The organism is Lentibacillus kimchii, assembly GCF_055381965.1.
On sequence record NZ_AP043934.1, the window covers coordinates 741,242 to 762,122 of the forward strand.

At 46.7% G+C, this 20,881-nt stretch carries 21 protein-coding genes; 17 read left to right on the top strand and 4 right to left on the bottom strand.

The genetic code is table 11. From position 1 onward, the window contains the following. Window positions 1-28: 28 nt before the first annotated feature. The 3 genes from ACZ444_RS04115 to ACZ444_RS04125 are packed head-to-tail and all read left to right on the top strand — an operon-like array spanning window position 29 to window position 1,190. A complete protein-coding gene (locus ACZ444_RS04115) occupies window positions 29-409 on the top strand; it encodes a DUF5391 family protein (RefSeq protein ID WP_464433586.1) in 381 nt (126 codons plus the stop codon). After that, a complete protein-coding gene (locus ACZ444_RS04120; protein ID WP_464433587.1) occupies window positions 369-821 on the top strand; it encodes a hypothetical protein in 453 nt (150 codons plus the stop codon). The genes ACZ444_RS04115 and ACZ444_RS04120 overlap by 41 nt, the downstream gene beginning before the upstream one ends. A gap of 27 nt (window positions 822-848) precedes the next feature. Next, window positions 849-1,190, top strand: coding sequence for a hypothetical protein (locus tag ACZ444_RS04125; protein WP_382357403.1), 342 nt, complete (start codon window positions 849-851; stop codon window positions 1,188-1,190). A 46-nt stretch (window positions 1,191-1,236) separates the two neighbouring features. On the opposite strand, the gene ACZ444_RS04130 is transcribed toward ACZ444_RS04125, so the two are convergent. Beyond that, window positions 1,237-2,241 carry a DUF3231 family protein gene (locus ACZ444_RS04130; protein ID WP_382357404.1) on the bottom strand — a complete coding sequence of 335 codons (1,005 nt, stop codon included), beginning with the start codon at window positions 2,239-2,241 and terminating at the stop codon, window positions 1,237-1,239. A gap of 327 nt (window positions 2,242-2,568) precedes the next feature. Then, a complete protein-coding gene (mbcS, locus tag ACZ444_RS04135; protein WP_382357405.1) occupies window positions 2,569-4,158 on the bottom strand; it encodes an acyl-CoA synthetase MbcS in 1,590 nt (529 codons plus the stop codon). A 204-nt stretch (window positions 4,159-4,362) separates the two neighbouring features. Here mbcS and ACZ444_RS04140 point away from each other — a divergent pair, with 204 nt between their 5' ends. The 9 genes from ACZ444_RS04140 (at window position 4,363) to ACZ444_RS04180 (ending at window position 12,525) form a co-directional block, all read left to right on the top strand. After that, window positions 4,363-4,956 (top strand): TetR/AcrR family transcriptional regulator, encoded by a 594-nt coding sequence (locus ACZ444_RS04140; RefSeq protein ID WP_382357406.1) that lies wholly within the window; start codon window positions 4,363-4,365, stop codon window positions 4,954-4,956. A gap of 75 nt (window positions 4,957-5,031) precedes the next feature. Continuing rightward, complete coding sequence (locus ACZ444_RS04145; RefSeq protein ID WP_382357407.1) at window positions 5,032-5,493, top strand: MaoC/PaaZ C-terminal domain-containing protein; 462 nt, start codon at window positions 5,032-5,034, stop codon at window positions 5,491-5,493. Between the two features lie 5 nt (window positions 5,494-5,498). Next, window positions 5,499-5,657 (top strand): hypothetical protein, encoded by a 159-nt coding sequence (locus ACZ444_RS04150; protein WP_382357408.1) that lies wholly within the window; start codon window positions 5,499-5,501, stop codon window positions 5,655-5,657. A gap of 189 nt (window positions 5,658-5,846) precedes the next feature. Continuing rightward, window positions 5,847-6,617, top strand: coding sequence for a 3-hydroxyacyl-CoA dehydrogenase (locus ACZ444_RS04155; protein ID WP_382357409.1), 771 nt, complete (start codon window positions 5,847-5,849; stop codon window positions 6,615-6,617). Between the two features lie 76 nt (window positions 6,618-6,693). Further along, window positions 6,694-7,842, top strand: a complete 1,149-nt coding sequence (locus ACZ444_RS04160; RefSeq protein ID WP_382357410.1) for a thiolase family protein — start codon at window positions 6,694-6,696, stop codon at window positions 7,840-7,842. 54 nt (window positions 7,843-7,896) lie between these two features. Beyond that, entirely contained in the window at window positions 7,897-9,039 is a 1,143-nt protein-coding gene (locus ACZ444_RS04165; protein ID WP_382357411.1) for a CaiB/BaiF CoA transferase family protein, read from the top strand. Beyond that, entirely contained in the window at window positions 9,032-9,799 is a 768-nt protein-coding gene (locus tag ACZ444_RS04170; protein ID WP_382357412.1) for an enoyl-CoA hydratase/isomerase family protein, read from the top strand. The genes ACZ444_RS04165 and ACZ444_RS04170 overlap by 8 nt, the downstream gene beginning before the upstream one ends. 23 nt (window positions 9,800-9,822) lie before the next feature. Next, entirely contained in the window at window positions 9,823-10,968 is a 1,146-nt protein-coding gene (locus ACZ444_RS04175; RefSeq protein WP_382357413.1) for an acyl-CoA dehydrogenase family protein, read from the top strand. A gap of 258 nt (window positions 10,969-11,226) precedes the next feature. Then, on the top strand, window positions 11,227-12,525 hold the full coding sequence (locus tag ACZ444_RS04180) for an arsenic transporter (protein WP_382357414.1): 1,299 nt from the start codon (window positions 11,227-11,229) through the stop codon (window positions 12,523-12,525). A 63-nt stretch (window positions 12,526-12,588) separates the two neighbouring features. On the opposite strand, the gene acs is transcribed toward ACZ444_RS04180, so the two are convergent. Further along, on the bottom strand, window positions 12,589-14,547 hold the full coding sequence (gene acs, locus ACZ444_RS04185) for an acetate--CoA ligase (protein WP_382357415.1): 1,959 nt from the start codon (window positions 14,545-14,547) through the stop codon (window positions 12,589-12,591). 247 nt (window positions 14,548-14,794) lie between these two features. Next, window positions 14,795-15,328: a peptide-methionine (S)-S-oxide reductase MsrA gene (gene msrA, locus ACZ444_RS04190; protein ID WP_382357416.1), complete on the bottom strand. Its 534-nt coding sequence runs from the start codon at window positions 15,326-15,328 to the stop codon at window positions 14,795-14,797. A gap of 275 nt (window positions 15,329-15,603) precedes the next feature. Between msrA and ACZ444_RS04195 the strand changes: the two genes are divergently transcribed. The 5 genes from ACZ444_RS04195 to ACZ444_RS04215 all read left to right on the top strand — a co-directional run bounded on the left by ACZ444_RS04195 (window position 15,604) and on the right by ACZ444_RS04215 (window position 20,846). Further along, window positions 15,604-16,209 (top strand): DUF2179 domain-containing protein, encoded by a 606-nt coding sequence (locus ACZ444_RS04195; RefSeq protein WP_382357496.1) that lies wholly within the window; start codon window positions 15,604-15,606, stop codon window positions 16,207-16,209. Between the two features lie 42 nt (window positions 16,210-16,251). Then, window positions 16,252-17,553: an adenylosuccinate lyase gene (gene purB, locus ACZ444_RS04200; RefSeq protein ID WP_382357417.1), complete on the top strand. Its 1,302-nt coding sequence runs from the start codon at window positions 16,252-16,254 to the stop codon at window positions 17,551-17,553. Between the two features lie 144 nt (window positions 17,554-17,697). Next, window positions 17,698-19,437, top strand: coding sequence for an adenine deaminase C-terminal domain-containing protein (locus ACZ444_RS04205; protein WP_382357418.1), 1,740 nt, complete (start codon window positions 17,698-17,700; stop codon window positions 19,435-19,437). A gap of 47 nt (window positions 19,438-19,484) precedes the next feature. Continuing rightward, entirely contained in the window at window positions 19,485-20,528 is a 1,044-nt protein-coding gene (locus ACZ444_RS04210; protein ID WP_382357419.1) for a DUF3048 domain-containing protein, read from the top strand. A gap of 18 nt (window positions 20,529-20,546) precedes the next feature. Further along, window positions 20,547-20,846, top strand: coding sequence for a YerC/YecD family TrpR-related protein (locus ACZ444_RS04215; protein WP_382357420.1), 300 nt, complete (start codon window positions 20,547-20,549; stop codon window positions 20,844-20,846). Window positions 20,847-20,881 lie beyond the last annotated feature (35 nt).

Genomic DNA, 20,881 nt, shown 5'->3' on the forward strand with positions numbered 1-20,881 from the left:
TTGGGGAATGAGATGGTGCATTGCGTTAATGACATTAATTTCAGCTTTTCTGTTCTGTTTTTTAACAATTTCAATTTTCCTTTTTCCGTTTACCATCCCCGCCTCCGTTGTGAATGCATTTAGTTCCTTTGATATGTCGGCCATTATTGCCATCCTGCTTGTGTGCTATAGCGTGCTATTAAGTTTATATCTGGCGGGTGTCTATACGGTGAAATATGTGATGGCCGTTTTCTGTGGAGCAGGATTGGTCATCGTGTCTTGTATAATGGTAAGTGACCTTTTAAGGGGATTATCTGCAGGCAGTTTGACTGGTTTTTTGGTAGTGCTTATTTTTGGTGTTATAACATTCATTACCAACGTTTTGTGGTATGTCGCAGCCTTTCGCAGTGCACCTGGTGAAAAAGAGTGATCGCAGTGGTTATGGGAAGCCCCAGTTTAATCAGAATTGGAGTCCGGTTAAAATGCATAAACGCCGTATTGTCGTTGGGATTCATATCATTGTGCCAGTTCTTATAATGTTCACGCTCGTCATTCTATCGTTCTCAAATATAGTGTATGATGCAGGTTCACTGAATTCAATGAACCTTATAATTGAATCCCTGATACTTTATTACCCAATTCTGTTCTTTGTACAAGGTTTAGTATGTGCGTTGCTTAAAGCGAATATTCTTTTATCGTTGGGGATCTCGCTGGCTGCCTATATGGTCATTATGTTTATGTGGCTGAATAGCAGTGGACTCATCTATATACTTGTGTACGTACTTATGGGTTTTTTAGGCTACAGTTTGGTATTGCTTGTTAAAAAAGTAATGAAGCAATAACAGCCGTGCTCATATGGTACTATACATATGGAAGCTGATAAAACCGCCCTGTTAAATAGGAAAAAAGGGGTGTTTTCAATGAATGGTCAGATGAAAAAAGTCAGATGGCTAAGTTATTCCGCCTTGGTATTAAGTATTCTGCCAATACCTCTTTACATGGCTGTTCTTTACAGCGTTTTTAATTGGGACATAGATGCCGCACTTTTTTTCATTGTCACGCTTATGATATTAGCTTTTCTGTTAGCGCTTATAGGTCTGTTTAAGAAAACGGAAAATAAACTAATTGCTGCCTTAGCACTTGTTATGACCTTGAGTGATGGTTTTTTTATAGGTTTGATTCTTATTGTATCTGACATGGTTCAGCCATAGACTTTTAAGTGTTTTTGCTGGAAGGGCCATTTCGCGGCAAACACCGCTATTTCCGTTTAGCTAACTTTTGCCGATCAGCTGCCTCGGGCGGTTGTTCCATCCAGCCGTTCTGGATCATCATTTTTGCCCCGTCATTAGCGTACTTAGCAATTTCGGCCATTAAACGGGCATAGTCGACACCTAAATCGCGCCGCGGGCTGGTAGACATGGATATGCCGTATTGGCCAATCCCTGAAGCAATCAATGCTGAAACGTGATACATCATAAGCTTATCTGAAAAAGGCGCCACAGTTGAATCCGTGACCTCGTCCGTTAAAGCGTTGACACCGGAAAGGTCATTTTTATGAAGTAATGAATTAAATATCTCGACATGCTTTCCTGAAATCTCCCGGCCTCTTTCAAAGTACTGCCGAACGCTGCTGTCTTTTGCAACTTGACTAAATCCGGTGATGAGTGCTTGGCCAAGTGAATTCCGTTTGGCATTGTAAACAAGGCTGCCAATTTCAACACCCAAAAGCGGTCGTGGTTCCCCAAATAAGCCTCCGGATAAAAAACGTTGATCTTTCACAAAATCCACTTGTTCAGGGGTGGGAATTTGCGGTGCGCGCACATAGACCCCTTTTTGTTTGGATATGTCTTTAGCCCAATTATGCAGCTTTGTTGTTTCAGATAGACAATTTGAATAATATTCAATGATATCATCACGTGAGGACAGGGATAAGGCTAAGCTGTATGAGCTGAGGCCGAATTTTCCCATGTTCAGGATATAATCTAAGTATAAACGATCCGAAAACAGACGCGGGGCGTTGAGATTGACATCATGTTCCGTGAATCCCACCGGGACCGGATAATTTTCCGATTGAAAAATAGCGGTGACACGCTGCACATGCTGCTCAGAGATCGCAAGGGCGTATTCTAAAACTGAGCGAATGTCGGTGTCTTCAATGTTCGCTAAAAAGTATTTAATTCCACAAATTTCCATGGAGTCGTTTTGATAAGATGTCCAAAGGTTAGAGATTTCCGATGCCGTTAATTCTGGTTGGTGTTCCATTTCAGCTTCATGGCCTCCTACTATTTTAGCATAGTGCTATTGTTTGGTGTTCGCTAAAAAAATATACATGAATCTTTTCTAAGCAAAAAAGGCTGGGGCATAACGAAAGCGACTAACTCAAGCGTCGAACAAAGCTGTGGCTCAGCGGAGGAAAAGACGGAGACTCCTGCGGGAGCAAAGGATAGGTGAGACCCCGGAGTGCGAACGCACTTCGGAGGCTCACCAGCCGCCCGCGGAAAGCGTCGTCTTTTTCCGGAGCGTTTCAGTCACGCAAGTGGTTCGCACTTTTGTCCCAGTCCCACAAAATGTGTATCTCCGAAAAGAGGTTTATTTTGCGGCCATCCGGTCTTCCTTTTCCCGGAGTTCAATACGGCGGATCTTGCCAGATGTTGTTTTAGGCAAGTCGTCGATAAATTCAATTTTACGCGGATATTTATAAGGCGCGGTCAATGACTTCACATGGTCCTGCAATTGCTTAACCAGCGAAGCATCTTTTGCTTCTTCCGGATCTTTTAAAATAATAAACGCCTTAACGACATGACCGCGATTCGGGTCAGGGCTTGCCACGACCGCAGACTCTTTCACTGAAGGATGTTTGACAAGGGCATCCTCTACTTCAAACGGGCCAATCGTATAACCGGAACTGACAATGATATCGTCGCTGCGTCCTTCAAACCAGAATAAGCCATCCTGATCTTTTTTGGCACGATCGCCTGTCAAAAAGTAATCGCCCCGATAGGCTGCGTTTGTCCTTTCCGGTTCCTTGAAATATTCTTTGAACAAGGCCTGTGTGTCCTTGTGCACGCCAATATCACCGACCTCGCCAACAGGTGCCACCTCACCGTCTTCTGTTAAAATATCAACAAAATTACCTGGTGTGGGTTTACCCATTGATCCGGGCTGAAGGGGCATATCCCTTTGGTTGCAAATTAATAATGTACTTTCTGTCTGGCCGTATCCGTCCCGGACATCAATGTCAAAATACTGGCAGAACGTGTCAATCACTTCACGATTGAGAGGTTCACCAGCAGACACGGCGTTTTTCAATGTGGACAGATGATAGTGATCAAGGTGATCGATTTTCGCCATTAGCCGGTATTCCGTTGGTGTGCAGCATAGCACATTAATCCCGTATTCCTGAATCATAGACAAATAGCTTGCCGGTTCAAATTTTCCTGAATACACAAATCCGGTCGCGCCTGAGCCAAGTGTTGCCATGAACGGACTCCAGACCCATTTTGCCCAGCCCGGCCCCGCTGTTGCCCAAACGGTATCGCCTTCTTCAATATTCAGCCAGCTTTTCGCGGTCGTTCGCAGATGGGCATAAGCCCAGGCATGCGTATGGACCACGCCTTTAGGCTGACCTGTGGTTCCTGACGTGTATTCCAGAAGTGCCATATCATCACGATGGGTTGAAACGGTTGTGAATGCCTCACTTGCTTTATCAGTCAATGAACGTTCCGGAAGCCAGCCCTGGGCCTCACCATCGACAATGATTTTGACAGCGAGTGTCGGTGTATCTTCTTGTATGCTGTCAATTTCACCGATCAGAGGCGCATGGACGATAGCCGCTTTTACTTCGCCATGATTAATCCGGTAACTTAAATCTTTTGCACGTAACATTTCAGATGAAGGAACCACAACCAATCCGGCTTTCAAGCAGCCTAAATACGTCACATAAGCTTCGGTCATACGGGGCAGCATGATCAGTACACGATCGCCTTTCCCGAGCTCTTGTTCTTGTAAGGCATTTGCTAACTGGTTCGCGCGTTTAAATAAATCGACATAGGTTAGGTTTTCTGACGCTCCTTGTTCACTGCGCCATTTGATGGCTATCCGATTCGCATCAGTCGTATACTGTTCTATTTCGCTTGTTAAATTATATGTTTGCGGTGCGATAAGGTCGCTGGCTTGCAAAATGTAACCTCCTTCTGAAATTTCTGTTTGCGCTGTAAGGTTAATTTAACATATAATTTAGAAAATTGCTAACTTAATTCAGTCATTATTAGAAACAGCCTGGAAAATAAGCCTAGATAGATTAATTTAAATCAGCATTTAAAAAATGACTTTATAGAATAAAAGGTGCAATGCAGGCATAACAATGAAGCAGGAAGTGACATTATGCTATCGTTACGAGAACAAAAAACACAAAAGAAAAAAGATGACATTGTACAGTCGGCTTTACAGATGATAGCAGAAAAGGGCTATCATGCGACAACAATGGAGGATATCGCGTCTAATCTTCTGATGACAAAGGGCTCTGTTTATTATTATTTTAAAAACAAGCAAGATTTATTATTCCAAAGCCAGAAATCCCTGTTAGAGCAGAGTATTCGGAATATCGACGACATCATGCAAAAGCACTTAACAACGGCGGAAAAACTCGAGGAGACGATGGCGCAGCATACGGACTATTTAATTACAGAGCGAACAGGTTTTGGGATGGGCCTTAGACCTGAGCAATTTTTTGAAGGCGGTCAATTGAAAGACATCATTGACTTGCGCGACACGTACAGCTCAAAGATTGATTCACTGATTGCAATCGGGATTGAAGAGGGCAGCTTTCATGATGTGGATATCACAATTGTTCGCAATATTATTGTGGGCGCGATGAACTATGTCATTGAGTGGTATTCGCCGGAAGGAACCTGGAGTCAAGCGACGCTGGCGAGATCCATTTCCAGTTATCTAAAGCTCATCTTAGTTAAGGATTAAGGAAGGGCAGGCTCATGCAATCGAATTTTTTGAAAGGGTTTTCACGGCATCGTTAGTGTCTTTCAAGGCTGAAGTGTGTCTTCTGAATTTGAGGGAGGTGATAATCTGAAGTTTGCTGCGTTTAATCTGAATGATCAGTTTACGACAAACCAAATCACTGTGAGAAAAGAAGATATGGTCGATTACGCGAAAAAGTATGACCCGCAATATCTTCACTTGGATGAAGAGCGTGCGAAAGCGGGCCCGTTTGGCGCTTTAATTGCATCGGGATTTTATACGATGAATGTTGTCTGGGCCGAATTCATTCGAATGGATGTCCTGGGAAAGGAATGCTTGGGCGGTCTTAGTGCTGACCATATCAAGTGGGTGAAACCTGTGATGGCAAATGATCGTTTAATGGGTGTGTATACCGTGATAGATAAACAATTATTATCGGATCATACAAGAGGCGTGCTGACGATGCAGACCCGTATAACCAATCAGCATAATGCTGAAGTATTGTCATTCACCTTTAAAGTGTTAGTTGATGTGACATAGTGTGCGTGTCAGAAACAGATTCAGATGGACACTTAAAGTCAAGTTCGAATGCTGCGCGTATTCCTGATAAGCAAGCTGTTGTTTACGACGATCGTTCCTACACTTGGGAAGGCTATATGACTGTTGTTGACCGAAGCAAGGATATGATTATTTCAGGCGGTTAATGATTTTTGCCGAAACGATTTAGCACCTTATAAAATTCCCAAAAAGGTGCTGATCGAAGAAGCGCTCCCGCGTAACACGTCAGGAAAATTACGCAAAGTTGAATTGCGGGAAAAAGTGAAGGGGTAAGTGATTCACACCATTCGCGAGATAAAATTATCAGGCCAAACGATGGAAGGGAGAACGAATCAATGAATTTAGAACATGTATCAGCAGTCGTAACAGGTGGAGCGTCCGGACTGGGTGAAGCTACTGTTCGCAATATTGTTAAAAATGGAGGCAAGGCGGCCATTCTGGATTTACAGGTGGATAGAGGGGAAGAAATCGCAGCTGAATTAAATGAACATGTCATATTTGCTGAAACGAATGTAGCCGATGAAGCAAGCGTCCAGCATGCCCTTGATCAGGCCGTACGTGCCCACGGATCGATTAACACAGTGGTCAATTGTGCTGGGATCGGCAACGCAGAAAAAACGTTCAGTGACAGTAAGGGACCGCACAAGCTTGAGAATTTCTCAAAGATTCTTGAAGTGAATTTAATGGGTACATTTAATGTGATTCGGCTTGCTGCGGAAAAGATGAATGCCAATGACCCGAATGATGAAGGGGAACGCGGCGTTATAATTAATACCGCATCGGTTGCAGCTTATGAAGGGCAGATTGGTCAGGTTGCCTATAGTGCCTCAAAAGGCGGTATTGTTGGGATGACATTGCCGATTGCAAGGGATTTATCGAAACTCGGCATTCGTGTCCTGACGATTGCGCCTGGGTTATTGGATACACCGTTGTTTGCCGCACTGCCTGAAAAAGCACGTGACGCACTTGGAAAAATGACGCCATTTCCACAGCGTCTGGGTTATGCGACAGAGTATGCCATGCTCGCCAAAAGTTTAATGGAAAATCCGATGATGAATGGCGAAGTGATTCGATTGGATGGGGCAATTCGAATGCAGCCGGAATAAGAATCCCGAATCAGTAAAGTTTGAAGTTTAGTTGTTAGAATGTTCAATAATATCTTGGTTAGCGGGAGGGGAAACGATGCGTGAAGCAGTGATTGTAGAAGCGGTGCGGACACCGGTTGGAAAGCGAAATGGTCAGTTAAGTGGTGTTCGAGCTGATGTCCTTGCAGCCAAACCTTTGGAAGAAATCGTAAAACGATCAGGGATCGAGAAAAACATCATTGAAGATGTGATCTTTGGGTGTGTGTCACAAGTAGGGGAACAGTCACTTGATATTGCCAGAGTGGCGGCGTTAACGGCAGACTATCCAGTCGAAGTGCCCGGCACAACGATTGATCGTCAATGCGGTTCAAGTCAGCAGGCGGTTCATTTTGCAGCACAGGCTATTATCAGCGGGGATATGGATGTTGTTGTGGCCGGCGGGATTGAGAGCATGTCACGGGTTCCAATCGGCTCGAGTCGTCAGGATGTTGACTTTAGCCCGGAGTTATCAAGTCGCTATGAGATGATTCATCAAGGATTGTCAGCCGATCGGATAGCAAACAAGTGGCAGCTTAACCGGCAAGACATGGATGCTCTCTCCTTAGACAGTCATAAAAAAGCCATTCGTGCACGAGATGAAGGACGTTTCCAAAAGGAAATCATGCCGCTTGAGGTAACACTTCCGGATGGAACGACGGCAACGGTAGAGCATGATGAAGGGCCGCGTGAGGATACAACTATGGCGAAATTAAGCTCACTTAAGCCCGCGTTCGCTGAAGATGGGGCAATAACGGCGGGCAATGCAAGCCAAATCAGTGATGGGGCGAATGCCATTTTGCTGATGTCAAGAGATAAGGCAGAGGCACTGGGTCTCAAACCAAAATTTAAGGTTCTTGCCCGCTCTGTTGTCGGGGCTGATCCAACCTTGATGCTTACAGGTCCCATCCCAGCGACGCAAAACGTACTCGGCAAGGCCGGCCTTACGATCGATGATATTGATACGTTTGAAGTGAATGAAGCCTTTGCATCTGTACCATTGGCATGGCTTCAGGAAACGGGCGCAGATCCGGCGAAGTTAAATCCAAACGGCGGAGCCATTGCACTGGGCCATCCACTGGGGGCAAGCGGCGGCCGCCTTATGATTACGCTGCTTCATGAACTGGAGCGAACAGGCGGACGATACGGCCTGCAAACGATGTGCGAAGGGCACGGCATGGCCAACGCAACCATTATTGAGCGGCTGTAGCGTTCACGTGTTTTAAAAGATGACTTTCATTTTCAGAGAAAGGTGGGCCAGCAGATGCCGCTGACATCGATTCGAGTACTTGATTTGACCCGTTTGCTGCCGGGACCTCACGGCACCATGATGCTTGCTGATTTTGGTGCTGAGGTGATTAAGGTTGAAGATCCCAATACAGGCGATTATGCACGTCACGGCGAACCAAAACGGGATGACAATAGTGCTTTATTCCATATGCTTAACCGCAATAAAAAAAGTATCTGCCTGGATTTGAAATCAGATGAAGGAAAACGTCACTTCATCCAGCTCGTCAAAACCGCTGATGTCGTCGTCGAATCGTTTCGCCCTGGTGTAATGGAGCGTCTGGGGATCGACTATGAAACGTTGAAAGCATTTAACGAGCAGCTCATCTTTTGTTCAATTACCGGCTATGGTCAGACAGGGCCTTATGCCAATCGTCCAGGACATGACTACATTAGTTATGCAGGCTTGCTTCAGATGATGGGTGAAAAAGGAGGGAAGCCGGTGGTTCCGGCCACACAGATTGCTGATATTGCGGGTGGTGCGTTTCCAGCTGTCATCGGGATTTTGCTCGCTTTATTTGAACGCCGGAATTCTGGTAAAGGCCAGTTCGTGGATATAGCCATGACCGATGGGGTTGTGTCCATGCTGCCGGTGTTGCTGTCCGAGTATCTGGCTGATGAAAAACAGCCCGAGCGTGGTGAGCATGACCTGAGCGGCGGCCTTGCCTGCTACGATGTGTATGAAACACAAGACCGGCGCTGGTTGTCTGTCGGTGCTTTGGAACCGAAGTTTTGGCAGGCATTCTGTACAACAATCGGCCGCGAAGATCTGATTGCTCAATTAAAGGCACCTGCAGAGGAGCAGGCGCTGATGAAACAAACCATTCAATCCATCATAGCGCAGAAACCATTGGCTGAATGGATGGTGGATTTTTATGAAGTCGAAGCGTGTGTTGCTCCGGTTGAGACATTTGATGACGTTCTTAGAAATCCTCAACTGCAGGAACGGGATATGTTTCCCTCTCTCGACCATTCAGCGCTGGGTGAACAAACGCAAGTCGGTATTCCTATTAAACTGTCACACACACCCGGCAGCCTTAAGTCAGAGGCGCCTGCATTAGGGGAGCATACGGATATGATTTTAAATGATTTAATAAAGGAGAATGAGGTTAATGAGTAAACATGTATCAGTCACGAAACACGATGGTGTTGCGACAGTGGTTATTGATAATCCGCCGATGAACGTCTTAAGCAATCAGGTTCTCACGGGGCTGGATGATGTGTTCGGGCAACTGGAGACAGATGATGAGGTTATCACGATTATTTTAACCGGCGCTGGCGATCGTGCGTTCATGGCCGGAGCCGATATCAAAGAGTTTCTGGACGAAGACGTGAACCAGGAGGCAAAAGACACGCATGGTGTTTTAAATAGAATTGCGGCGATTCCAAAGCCTACCATTGTTTTGCTGAATGGGTTTACATTAGGCGGCGGATTAGAACTTGCCTTGACATGTGACCTCCGGATTGCGGAAGATCATGTTCAGATTGGGCTTCCGGAAGTGAATCTGGGATTACTGCCTGGTGGCGGCGGAACCCAGCGTTTGCCAAAAGAGATTGGCATAGCAAAAGCCAAGGAATTGATGTTTACGGGCAGCCATATTTCCGCAGACGAGGCATATAATATCGGCATTGTTAACCAGGTCGTCAAGAAGTCAGAAGGAAAAGAAGCAGCCAACCAGCTCGCTCATAAAGTAGCCGGTAACTCATTGCAATCATTAAGCCGCATCAAACAGCTGATTAATAATACTGAGCAGGTGTCGCTTCATGAGGGACTGCAGCAAGAAAAAGCGGCATTCAAGGCATTATTTGCAACCCAGGACAGTCAAGAAGGGATTCAGGCCTTTATTGAAAAACGAAAACCTGAATTTAACCACCGCTAATCTTAAAGAAAGGAGCGAGAGCGATGTCACGGACCTTTTTAACGAATGAACATGAGATATTTCGCGAATCACTGCGTAAATTTCTCGAACAGGAAGCGGCGCCATATTATGATCAGTGGGAACAGGATAAACAAGTTCCACGGTCATTCTGGGAAAAAGCAGGGGAGCAGGGCTTTCTCTGTCCACAAGTTGATGAAGCCTATGGAGGTCTGAATGCTGACTTCGGTTATTCAGTTGTGCTTTCGGAGGAGTTTGAGCGTGTTGGAACGGGTCTGACAGGGATTGGTCTTCACAATGATATTGTTATGCCCTATGTTGAAACATACGGTACAGATGAACAAAAACAGCGCTGGCTGCCCAAAGCAACGACTGGTGAGCTTATTTCCGCCATTGGCATGACCGAGCCGGGAACAGGTTCTGATTTAGCTTCTGTGACAACGACTGCCATCAGGGATGGCGATGATTATATCGTTAATGGCGAAAAAACCTTTATTACAAACGGCAGTTCTGCTGATTTAGTTGTTGTCGTATGCAAAACAGATCCCCAGGCTGAACCGGCCCACCGGGGAATCAGTCTGCTCGTTGTTGAGGAGGGTATGGCGGGGTTTAAGCGCGGAAAAAAACTTAATAAAATCGGCCAGCATGCCAGTGACACGAGCGAACTTATTTTTGAAGATGTCAGAGTCCCGGCAAGCAATCTAATAGGTGAAGAAAATAAAGGCTTTTATTATTTAATGGAAAAACTGCAGCAGGAACGGTTAATGGTATCGATTGCCAGTATACCTTCAGCGTCCAAAATGGTGGACCTCACTGTTGATTATGTAACACAGCGGGAAGCATTTGGCAAGCCAATCAGTCAATTTCAAAATACACAATTCAAACTTGCCGAAATGAAAACAGAGGTTGAAATCGGCCGCGCATTTGTTGATAAGTTGATTGAGGAGCATGTGGCGGGCAAGCAGATTGTGTCTGAAGTGTCTATGGCCAAGTGGTGGACGACAGATCTGGCAAAACGCGTGGCGGTTGAATGCATGCAATTGCATGGTGGATACGGTTATATGGAAGAATATGAAATTGCCAGGCGCTACCGGGATGTCGCAGTGACGTCCATTTACGCAGGTACGAATGAAATCATGAAAGACATTATTGCGAAAAACATGGGGTTATAGGCGAAAACGGAACGAGCGAAGCTTTAAATAGGGAGAGGCTGGGACAATGAGTCGGTAAGTATACTCAACCCAGCTTTTTTTTAGCTGAAATTTTATTCAAAATGATGTCAGGATCACTACTAGATAGACTGGTATATGGTATGATAGACATTTAGTATAGTCAAAAGCGATAGATTGTGTGTCTGTCTGAATGGCTCATTGAATTAATTCAACTGGCAGCCATGGCAATCATTTTTGCTGCTGAACGGAGGCTTTACGTTGTCAACAACTCTCATCCTTGCCATTAGCATTTTTATTGTCACATTAGTGTTCGTCATTTGGCAGCCCAAAGGATTGAATATCGGCTGGACGGCAATCGGCGGTGCTGTAATTGCTTTAGTAACCGGCGTGGTAGGGCCAGCTGATGTCATAGCTGTCACCGATATTGTCTGGAACGCGACTTTGGCATTTGTAGCGGTCATTCTCATCTCGCTGATTTTGGATGAAATCGGGTTGTTTGAGTGGGCCGCTTTACATATGGCCCAATTTGCCAAAGGCAGCGGGATTAAGATGTTTATTTATATCAGTTTATTAGGGGCTATTGTTGCTGCCTTATTCGCGAATGACGGGGCAGCGCTGATTCTGACGCCAATTGTGCTGGCGATGGTGCGTCATTTGAATTTTAAAGAGAAAATGATTTTCCCTTTTATTATGGCAAGTGGCTTTATAGCTGATACCACATCCCTCCCGTTTGTTGTCAGTAATCTGGTGAATATCGTATCAGCAGACTTTTTTGGACTTGGCTTTGTGGAATATGCGCTAAGAATGATGATTCCGAATCTATTTTCCCTGCTGGCAACGATAACGGTCTTATATATTTATTTTCGCAAAAACATTCCCAAATCATTCGACGTGTCGCAATTAAGTGATCCAAAAGACGTTATTAAAGATCAGAAGCTGTTTCACGTGTCGTGGTATATACTTGCTGTGCTGCTTATTGGCTACTTTTTAAGTGAGTTTATCACCCTTCCCGTCTCGATTGTGGCGGGTGTCGTTGCACTCTTTTTTATTTTTATGGCTGGCACCAGTCGAGCCGTGGATACGAAAGCGGTTATCAAAGGCGCGCCATGGGATATCGTGTTTTTCTCCATCGGGATGTATGTTGTGGTCTATGGCTTAGGACATGCCGGGCTCACGTCTATGCTGGCCGGTGTTCTGGAGTCGGTGGCTGAACAGGGCTTATTTGTTTCGACGATCGTGATGGGGTTTTTGGCGGCATTCCTGTCGTCGATTATGAATAATATGCCGACTGTCATGGTGGATGCTTTAGCCATTGCTGAGACAAACACATCTGGTGTATTAAAAGAAGCTCTTATTTACGCGAATGTGGTCGGGTCGGATTTAGGTCCTAAAATCACACCAATCGGTTCGCTGGCGACGCTCGTATGGCTCCATGTGCTAGCGCGAAAAGGCGTTAAAATATCCTGGAAAACCTATTTCAAGACCGGGATTATGTTAACGATACCGATTTTATTTATAACGCTGATCGGCCTTTATCTGTCACTTGTTCTCTTTTAAGGGAGAGATATTATTAAAAAAACTGCGGGAGAATCGCGCGTTCTCCCGCAGCACTCATAGGCTCTATTGTTCTTCAGCTTCAGCGTATTTCTCTTTGAGGTCCTCGACAACGCTTGGATCTTCCAGCGTGGACGTGTCTCCGACAGCTTTGCCTTCTGCAATATCCCGGAGCAGGCGGCGCATGATTTTCGCGCTGCTTGTTTTCGGCAGACTTGCTGTGAAAATCACTTCATCCGGCCGGGCGATTTTGCCAATTTGATCAACGATTTGCGCAACAATCTCATCATGCAGTTCGTCGCTGCTTTGAGCGCGTTCTTTCAGGGTGACAAATGCGGTGATTGCTTCCCCTTTAATGTCATCGGACCGGCCAATGACGGCAGCTTCGGCGACTGCATCGTGGCTGACAATGGCGCTTTCCAGTTCACTTGCCCCCAGACGGTGACCGCTGACATTAATGACATCATCATCACGGCCTAAGATCCAGATATAGCCATCTTTATCTTTATGGGCAACATCGCCTGATGTATAAATGCCATCATAATCACCGAAATAGGAGTCTTTGAAGCGCTGATCGTCTCCCCAGACGGTTCGCAGCATGGACGGCCATGGCTGCTTAATGACGAGATAGCCGCCATTGCCGGGTTCGACGGGATTGCCTTCTCCGTCAAAGATATCGGCAATAATGCCTGGCGCTGGTTTGGTTGCAGATCCTGGTTTTGTTGTTGTGATGCCGGGAAGTGGTGCGATCATGGCAGACCCGTTTTCGGTTTGCCACCACGTATCGACAATCGGGCACTTTTCGCCGCCGACATATTTGTGGTACCACATCCAAGCCTCTGGATTAATCGGCTCCCCAACTGTTCCAAGTAATCTTAACGAGCTTAAGTCATGTTTTTCAACGTATTCATGTCCCCATTTCATGAATGTGCGGATCGAGGTTGGGGCTGTATAGAAAATGGTGACGCCATATTTCTCGACAATGTCCCAGAAACGATCACGTTCAGGATAAGCAGGGCCGCCTTCATACATGACACTGGTTCCGCCAGCAGAAAGGGGGCCGTAAACCGAATAGGAGTGGCCGGTAACCCAGCCGATGTCTGCTGTGCACCAGAACACATCTTCATCTTTTAAGTCAAAGATGCTCCGGACAGAGTGGTTGACCCCGGTTAAATAACCGCCTGTCGTATGAACGATTCCCTTTGGTTTGCCAGTGGTTCCTGACGTATAAAGAATGAACAGAGGATCTTCTGCATCCATTTCTTCATGCTCGAGCGGTGTTGTCGGCATTTTTTGTTTTAGTGTTCCCCAGTCAACATCGAGAGCCTTGTTCCACGCTGTATTCGCGTCTGGACCGATATTGTTGATCACCAGCGTCGTTTCCACTGTTGTATCTTTAACAGCCTTATCCGCGTTATCTTTCAATGGCAATATCTTACCGCTGCGGCGGCTGCCATCTGAGGTGATCAGAAGTTTGGCTTCCGTGTCTGTGATTCGGTCATTCAATGCTTTGGCTGAATAAGCGGCGAAAACAACCGAGTGGATCGCGCCTATTTTCGCACAGGCAAGCATGGAAATCGGAAGCTCAGGGATCATTGGCAAATAGATGGCGACGCGGTCTCCTTTGTTAACCCCGAGCTGCTTCAGCATATGAGCTGCTTTATCGACTTCGCGGCCGAGCATGTCATAAGTAAAGATTTGGCTGTTGCCTTGCTCGCCTTCCCAGATAATCGCAGCCTTATTTTTGTTCGGGCCTTCGCGGTGACGGTCTACACAGTTATAGGCTGCATTTAATTTGCCATCCACAAACCATTCAGCATGTGGCGGATTCCAGTTAAGCACTTCTGAATAAGGCTTAAACCAGCTTAAGTATTCTGCCTGTTCTGCCCAGTAGCCTTCCGGGTCATTGGCAGCCCTTTCATAAACGCTCGGGTCGTTGAAGTTTGCTTGTGCTTTAAATGATTCAGGTGGTTCAAACGTACGATCTTCTTCTAAAAGCGTATTGAGTCTATCTGTATTGGACAATTGCAAAACTCCTTTCCCTTAACATATATATGAATAACGCTTACCTGGTATGTTTAACGGTCTATTCCACAAAAATCAGAATATTAAACATATATTTGCGATATGCTGCAGCTGTCCTGTAAGGTAACCGCTTTCAAAATACGTTTAATTTTATTATATTACGCGATGTCAATATGTCAAAGCACCTAAAGAGGCGATTTGCCTGTCATGCAATAAGCCTGGAATGACCAGGCAAAGAAGAGGAGAGTTAAAGGTTCTCTCCCCATGCAGCCTGGATAAATGCATCCCTTCCTGAGGCCTCTCGGTCCTGTTCGTAATACGCTTTATGTTTCTGATAGAAATTCTGATGCTCGTCTTCAGCCGGATAAAATGTCTGGGCTGGCAGAATAGATGTAACGATCGGATCGCGGAACTTGCCACTCTCGGCGATCGTCTGTTTTGCTTGTTCAGCAAGTGCTTTCTGTTCATCATTGTGATAAAAGACGGCTGTGCGGTAGGAGTCGCCGCGGTCATGGAACTGCCCGCCGTCATCAGTCGGGTCAATCTGCTGCCAGTAAATCGTTAAAATCGTTTCGTAGGAAATGACCGTTGGATCGTAGGTGATTTCCACGGCTTCCCGGTGTCCGGTTGTGCCGGTTTTAACGTCCTCGTAAGCCGGATTGTCGGTGTGGCCGCCAGTATAGCCGGAAACGACGCCATGAATGCCATCCCACTGATCGAATGGCTTCACCATGCACCAAAAACAGCCGCCGGCAAATGTTGCTTTTTTCAAATTTGACATGTCACATTCCCCCCCCCAGATGCTGCGGTTAATCATATGTCACATAATTTTATCATAAAATCGGGTCTGGCGGGTAATAGATGCATTTATGCTGAACCTGCAATCCTTACATAACCATCAGAAAATTGCCGCAAATCATTCTTGTGGCTGTAACACCATTTTGATTTTATTTTCCTGTCAATCACAGGTACAATAATACAAGGAGAGAGGATTAAGGGACGGCACTGGTCGTGACCGCAGAGAACATAGTGCTGCAGCTGGAAGGAGGCAATCTCTTGCTGGATAATGCTCTGGTGATGGTGGCCATTATACTGGTCGTTAATATTGTGTATGTATCCCTGTCGACGATGCGGATGATTCTGACGCTGAAAAGCCGGCGCTACATGGCAGCGTTTGTCAGTATGTTTGAAGTTGTGATGTATGTGATCGGTCTGGGTCTTGTTCTGGATAATTTAGATCAAATCCAGAATGTTGCGGCCTACGCGATTGGTTTCGGTATTGGTGTGATTGTCGGCACCAAAATTGAGGAAAAACTGGCGCTCGGCTATATTACGGTTAACGTCATTGCGTCTGATTCTGATATTGAATTGACGCGAAAAGTCCGCGAGAAAGGCTACGGTGTGACAAGCTGGCAGGCTTATGGCATGGACGGCGACCGGCTGGCAATGCAAATTCTCACACCGCGCAAATACGAACTGCGTTTGTATGAAACGGTGAAAACAATTGACCCGAAAGCCTTTATCATATCCTATGAACCGAAGCAGATTCATGGCGGTTTCTGGGTGAAACAAGTGCGTAAAGGCCGCTTGTTTAATAACCGTCATAAAAACGACGAAAAACCACAAGCTGCACAATCAGGGAATGATTATAACCAATCGTAGAACAATCAGGCTAAAAACCGGACATGGGCGAGGAGGCAAACGATGATAGAACGCTATACACGTGAGGAAATGGGCGCGATTTGGCGCGATGAGAATAAATACGCAGCTTGGCTGGAAGTGGAGATTCTGGCATGTGAAGCATGGGCTGAGCTGGGCGTTATACCGGCCCAGGATGCGGAAAACATCCGCCGCAACGCGTCATTCAAAGTTGAGCGGATTCAGGAAATTGAGGAAGAAACGCGGCATGATGTGGTCGCTTTCACCCGTGCGGTTTCCGAATCCCTTGGTGACGAGCGCAAATGGGTGCATTACGGACTTACCTCGACGGATGTAGTTGATACCGCGCAATCCTATTTGCTGAAGCAGGCTAATCAGATCATTCGTCAGGACTTGCACCATTTTATTGACGTTTTGAAACAAAAAGCCATCGAGCATCAGCACACAGTCATGATGGGGCGGACTCATGGCGTTCATGCCGAGCCGACAACGTTCGGACTGAAAATGGCCCTCTGGTATGAGGAGATGAAGCGCAACCTGGAACGTTTTGAACAGGCTGCCCGCGATGTTGAATTTGGCAAAATGTCTGGTGCTGTCGGGACATATGCGAACACAGATCCATTCGTTGAGCAATACGTGTGTGATAACCTCGGGCTCACGCCTGCCCCTATATCAACGCAGACACTGCAGCGTGACCGGCATGCGTATTACATAGCGACCCTTTCCTTGATCGCGACGTCCATTGAAAAATTTGGCACTGAGATCCGCGGTCTGCAGAAGACCGAAACACATGAAGTGGAAGAGTTTTTTGCGAAAGGGCAGAAGGGTTCTTCAGCCATGCCGCATAAACGCAATCCTATTGGCTCGGAAAATATGGCGGGAATCGCCCGGGTTCTCAGGGGGTATATGACGACAGCTTATGAAGACGTTTCGCTCTGGCATGAGCGGGATATCTCGCACTCCTCAGCGGAAAGAATTATGTTGCCAGATGCGACGACAGCCCTTGATTATATGCTGAATCGTTTCGCCGGCATTGTCGCGAAATTGACCGTGTTTCCTGAACGGATGAAAGCGAATATTAACCAGACACAGGGCGTGATCTTCTCTCAGCGTGTGCTCTTGGCACTGGTTGATGGGGGTATGAGCCGTGAAGAGGCTTATGATCTCGTTCAGCCTAAAGCGATGCAGGCGTGGGAGACAGGCACGCACTTCAAACAGCTGCTGGAGGCGGACAGCAGGATCATGGCTAAATTAACAGAGACAGATCTTAATGCCTGCTTTGATTATACGTATCACTTGAAAAATGTGGATGCGATTTTCCGGCGGATTGGGCTTGCCAGCAACTAGCAGCAGGCCCTTTGCTGGAGAGGTTTCAGCACGCCTGGTGCTGTTTAGCTGTCACAAAAAAGTCAGGCTGATTTGCTGAAATCATAACGTATGAAAGCGCATTTATGTTAAACTTAAAGAAATAACTATTGGAGCGTTTTTGTTATGATCGATAATCAATACTGGCGGAACCGCGAGCTGCGGCAGCATGTCGCGGTGATTGATGGCACAGCGGAACCGACCATCGTTTTAAAGAATGGCACCTATTTGAATACGTATACGAAGCAATGGCTTAAGGCCAATATCTGGATTTTGCATGACCGGATTGTTTATGTTGGTGATCAGCTTCCGGAAAAAAGCGGATCAGCTGAAATCGTTGATTGTGAAGGCATGTATCTGGTACCGGGCTATATTGAACCGCATGCGCATCCGTTTCAGCTGTATAATCCGGAAGAACTTGCGAGCCACGGTGCAGAAACGGGAACGACGACATTTATTAATGACAACTTAGTCTGGCATTTTTTATTAGACCAAAAGAAAGCGTTTTCTATCATTGAGGCATTTGATCAGCTGCCCGTATCGATGTACTGGTGGGCGCGTTTTGACCCGCAGACGCTTTTGAAACAGGGCGAGGACTTTTTCAGCACGAATAGAGTGCTCAGATGGCTCGATCACCCATCCGTCATCCAGGGCGGTGAGTTAACGGCATGGCCGCGTTTGCTCGATGGTGATGACCGCCTGCTTTACTGGATACAGGAATCCAACCGGCGCGGTAAACCGGTGGAAGGCCACCTGCCTGGCGCGTCCGAAAAGACGCTGACGAAGCTGAAACTGCTCGGTGTGGCAGCTGACCATGAAGCAACGACCGGAAAAGAAGCTATTCAGCGTCTGCAGTCAGGCTACCAGACGGGATTGCGCTACTCCTCGATCCGCCCTAATCTGCCCGCATTATTGGAAGAAATGCTTGCTGAAGGGCTGGCGGTGTTTGATCATGTCACCATGACGACGGACGGATCGACGCCTTCTTTCTATGAAAATGGTATTATGAATCTGTGTATCAGGATAGCTATACAAAAAGGCGTACCGCTCGCAGACGCTTATCGAATGGCTTCGCATAATGCGGCTGATCATTATGGTCTGCTGGAAGACTTGGGCTGCATCGCCCCGGGCCGTCTGGCGCACATTAATATTCTGGCGAAGAAGGAAGATCCCACGCCGGTAAGTGTCCTGGCAAAAGGGGAATGGCTTGTAAAAGATCACCAGAAACTGCCTGAGCCTTCCCGCATTGATTGGGAACACCATGGTATTCAGCCGATCGATTTTGACTGGGATTTACGATTGGAGGATCTGCAGTTTTCGGTTCCCATTGGACTGGACATGGTGAGTGATGTGATTATAAAGCCTTACGCGATTAAGGCAGATGTTACAGTGGATGTAATACCCGAGACGTTGGATGATGCTTTTCTTATGCTGGTTGACCGCAAAGGAAAGTGGCGGGTTAATACAGCCATAAAAGGCTTCACGGATCGGCTCGGCGGTCTGGCAAGCTCGTATTCTACGACGGGTGATCTGGTGTTTATCGGCAAAAGCAAACAGGATCTGCTGCTTGCCTGGCAGCGTCTAAAAGCGCTGGGTGGAGGCATTGTTCTAGTTCATGACGGTGAGATTTTATTCGAATTGCCGCTTGCACTGGGCGGCAGTATGTATGCTGGCAATATGGAAGATTTGATTGCAAAAGAAAAACAATTAAAACAATGGCTGCAGGATTTTGGCTATCCGTTCGATGACCCGGTGTATGCGATTCTGTTTTTATCGGCAACGCATTTGCCCTATACGCGCGTCACCCAGCAGGGCGTCGTTGATGTTAAAAAACGTGAAGCCCTCTTCCCAGCAACGATGCGCTGACGTATAATGGAAACGGAGAAATGAAAGTGTTCCAGGGAGGTGCATGAATGCGAAAGACGGCATTGAGTTTGCTTGCTTTACTGATTCTGTCTCTGGCTGCTTGTTCCGGTGAAGAGGAGCAAGCAAGTCAGGACAATGCGTCACATGGACAAGCCGTTACGGAAAAGAATGAGAACCCGGATGTTTCTCCGCTTACTGGTTTGCCGGCAGAGGGAAACACCGAACAGCGGGCTGTTGGTGTTATGGTGAACAACCATCCAAAAGCGCGTCCGCAGACCGGTCTCAGCAAGGCCGATATTGTCTTTGAGATGCTGGCTGAGGGGAGCATCACCCGCTTTTTGGCCATCTACCAAAGTCAGCAGCCGGATGTGGTCGGACCCGTCCGCAGTGCCCGGGAGTATTACTTTGATCTGGCCGACGGGTATGATGCGCTGTATGTTTATCATGGCGCTGCGAACTTCGTGAATGATATGATTGCTGATGAGGGCATTGAGCATTTGGATGGTGCCTTGCATGATAATGATGGCAACTTGTTCAAACGCTCATCAGACCGGTCTGCCCCGCATAATTCCTATTTGCAGTTTGCCAGCGTGAATGATATGGCCGAACAAAAAGGGTATAATGTGACGCAATCCTATCAGCCGCTGCCATTTGCAGATGAGGATGAAGCGGCCGCTGCATCAGGTGATGAAGCAGCCAGTGTGACCATTGATTATTCAGGCGGGATGAAGAATGTGGTTACATATTCGTATGATGAAGGCAATGCGGTCTACAACCGTTACAGCAACGGTAACCAATCAATTGAAAAAGACGCTGATGAGCCAGTGACCGCAGACAATCTTTTCATCATCGAAACACCGCATGAGATTATTGACGATGCTGGCCGGCGGGAGATTGATATCACCTCGGGCGGCGACGCCTATCTTGTCCAAAAAGGGCACATCCGCAAAGTCCAGTGGGAAAACCGTGACGGACGAATCATCCCTGTCAAAAACGGTGATCCGGTGCCATTTGTTCCGGGCAAAACATGGATTAATGTCGTGCCGGCTGATCCGGGGATGGCGCAATCAGTAACCGTGTCAAACGAGTAGAAAGCAGGTGAATGCTGCATGCAGATCGATAAACTGCGCGGAGAACAGCTGGATCAGCTGTTTGATGCGATCCTTTCGTTAAATGATCGGGAAGAATGCTATCAATTTTTTGATGATATTGCAACGATGTCCGAAGTTCACGCACTTGCTCAGCGGATGCATGTTGCCAAAATGCTGACCGCAGGCGATACTTACAATGTGATTGAAACAGAGACAGGCGCCTCAACCGCTACGATATCGCGTGTGCGGCGTTGTCTGAATTATGGAAGCGACGGTTATAACACGGTGCTTGAACGCATGCCGGATACGGATGCATAATGCAGCTCGTATGCGTCTGCTGTGTATGTCACCGC

Coding starts and splice junctions, on each gene's coding strand:
- ACZ444_RS04120 (WP_464433587.1), top strand. CDS start 369: ATGTCGCAGCCTTTCGCAGTGCACCTGGTGAAAAAGAGTGATCGCAGT.
- ACZ444_RS04170 (WP_382357412.1), top strand. CDS start 9,032: ATGAGTAAACATGTATCAGTCACGAAACACGATGGTGTTGCGACAGTG.
- ACZ444_RS04165 (WP_382357411.1), top strand. CDS start 7,897: ATGCCGCTGACATCGATTCGAGTACTTGATTTGACCCGTTTGCTGCCG.
- ACZ444_RS04160 (WP_382357410.1), top strand. CDS start 6,694: ATGCGTGAAGCAGTGATTGTAGAAGCGGTGCGGACACCGGTTGGAAAG.
- ACZ444_RS04210 (WP_382357419.1), top strand. CDS start 19,485: ATGCGAAAGACGGCATTGAGTTTGCTTGCTTTACTGATTCTGTCTCTG.
- ACZ444_RS04125 (WP_382357403.1), top strand. CDS start 849: ATGGAAGCTGATAAAACCGCCCTGTTAAATAGGAAAAAAGGGGTGTTT.
- ACZ444_RS04140 (WP_382357406.1), top strand. CDS start 4,363: ATGCTATCGTTACGAGAACAAAAAACACAAAAGAAAAAAGATGACATT.
- msrA (WP_382357416.1), bottom strand. CDS start 15,328: ATGTCAAATTTGAAAAAAGCAACATTTGCCGGCGGCTGTTTTTGGTGC.
- ACZ444_RS04115 (WP_464433586.1), top strand. CDS start 29: ATGACATTAATTTCAGCTTTTCTGTTCTGTTTTTTAACAATTTCAATT.
- ACZ444_RS04215 (WP_382357420.1), top strand. CDS start 20,547: ATGCAGATCGATAAACTGCGCGGAGAACAGCTGGATCAGCTGTTTGAT.
- ACZ444_RS04205 (WP_382357418.1), top strand. CDS start 17,698: ATGATCGATAATCAATACTGGCGGAACCGCGAGCTGCGGCAGCATGTC.
- purB (WP_382357417.1), top strand. CDS start 16,252: ATGATAGAACGCTATACACGTGAGGAAATGGGCGCGATTTGGCGCGAT.
- ACZ444_RS04130 (WP_382357404.1), bottom strand. CDS start 2,241: ATGGAACACCAACCAGAATTAACGGCATCGGAAATCTCTAACCTTTGG.
- ACZ444_RS04155 (WP_382357409.1), top strand. CDS start 5,847: ATGAATTTAGAACATGTATCAGCAGTCGTAACAGGTGGAGCGTCCGGA.
- ACZ444_RS04175 (WP_382357413.1), top strand. CDS start 9,823: ATGTCACGGACCTTTTTAACGAATGAACATGAGATATTTCGCGAATCA.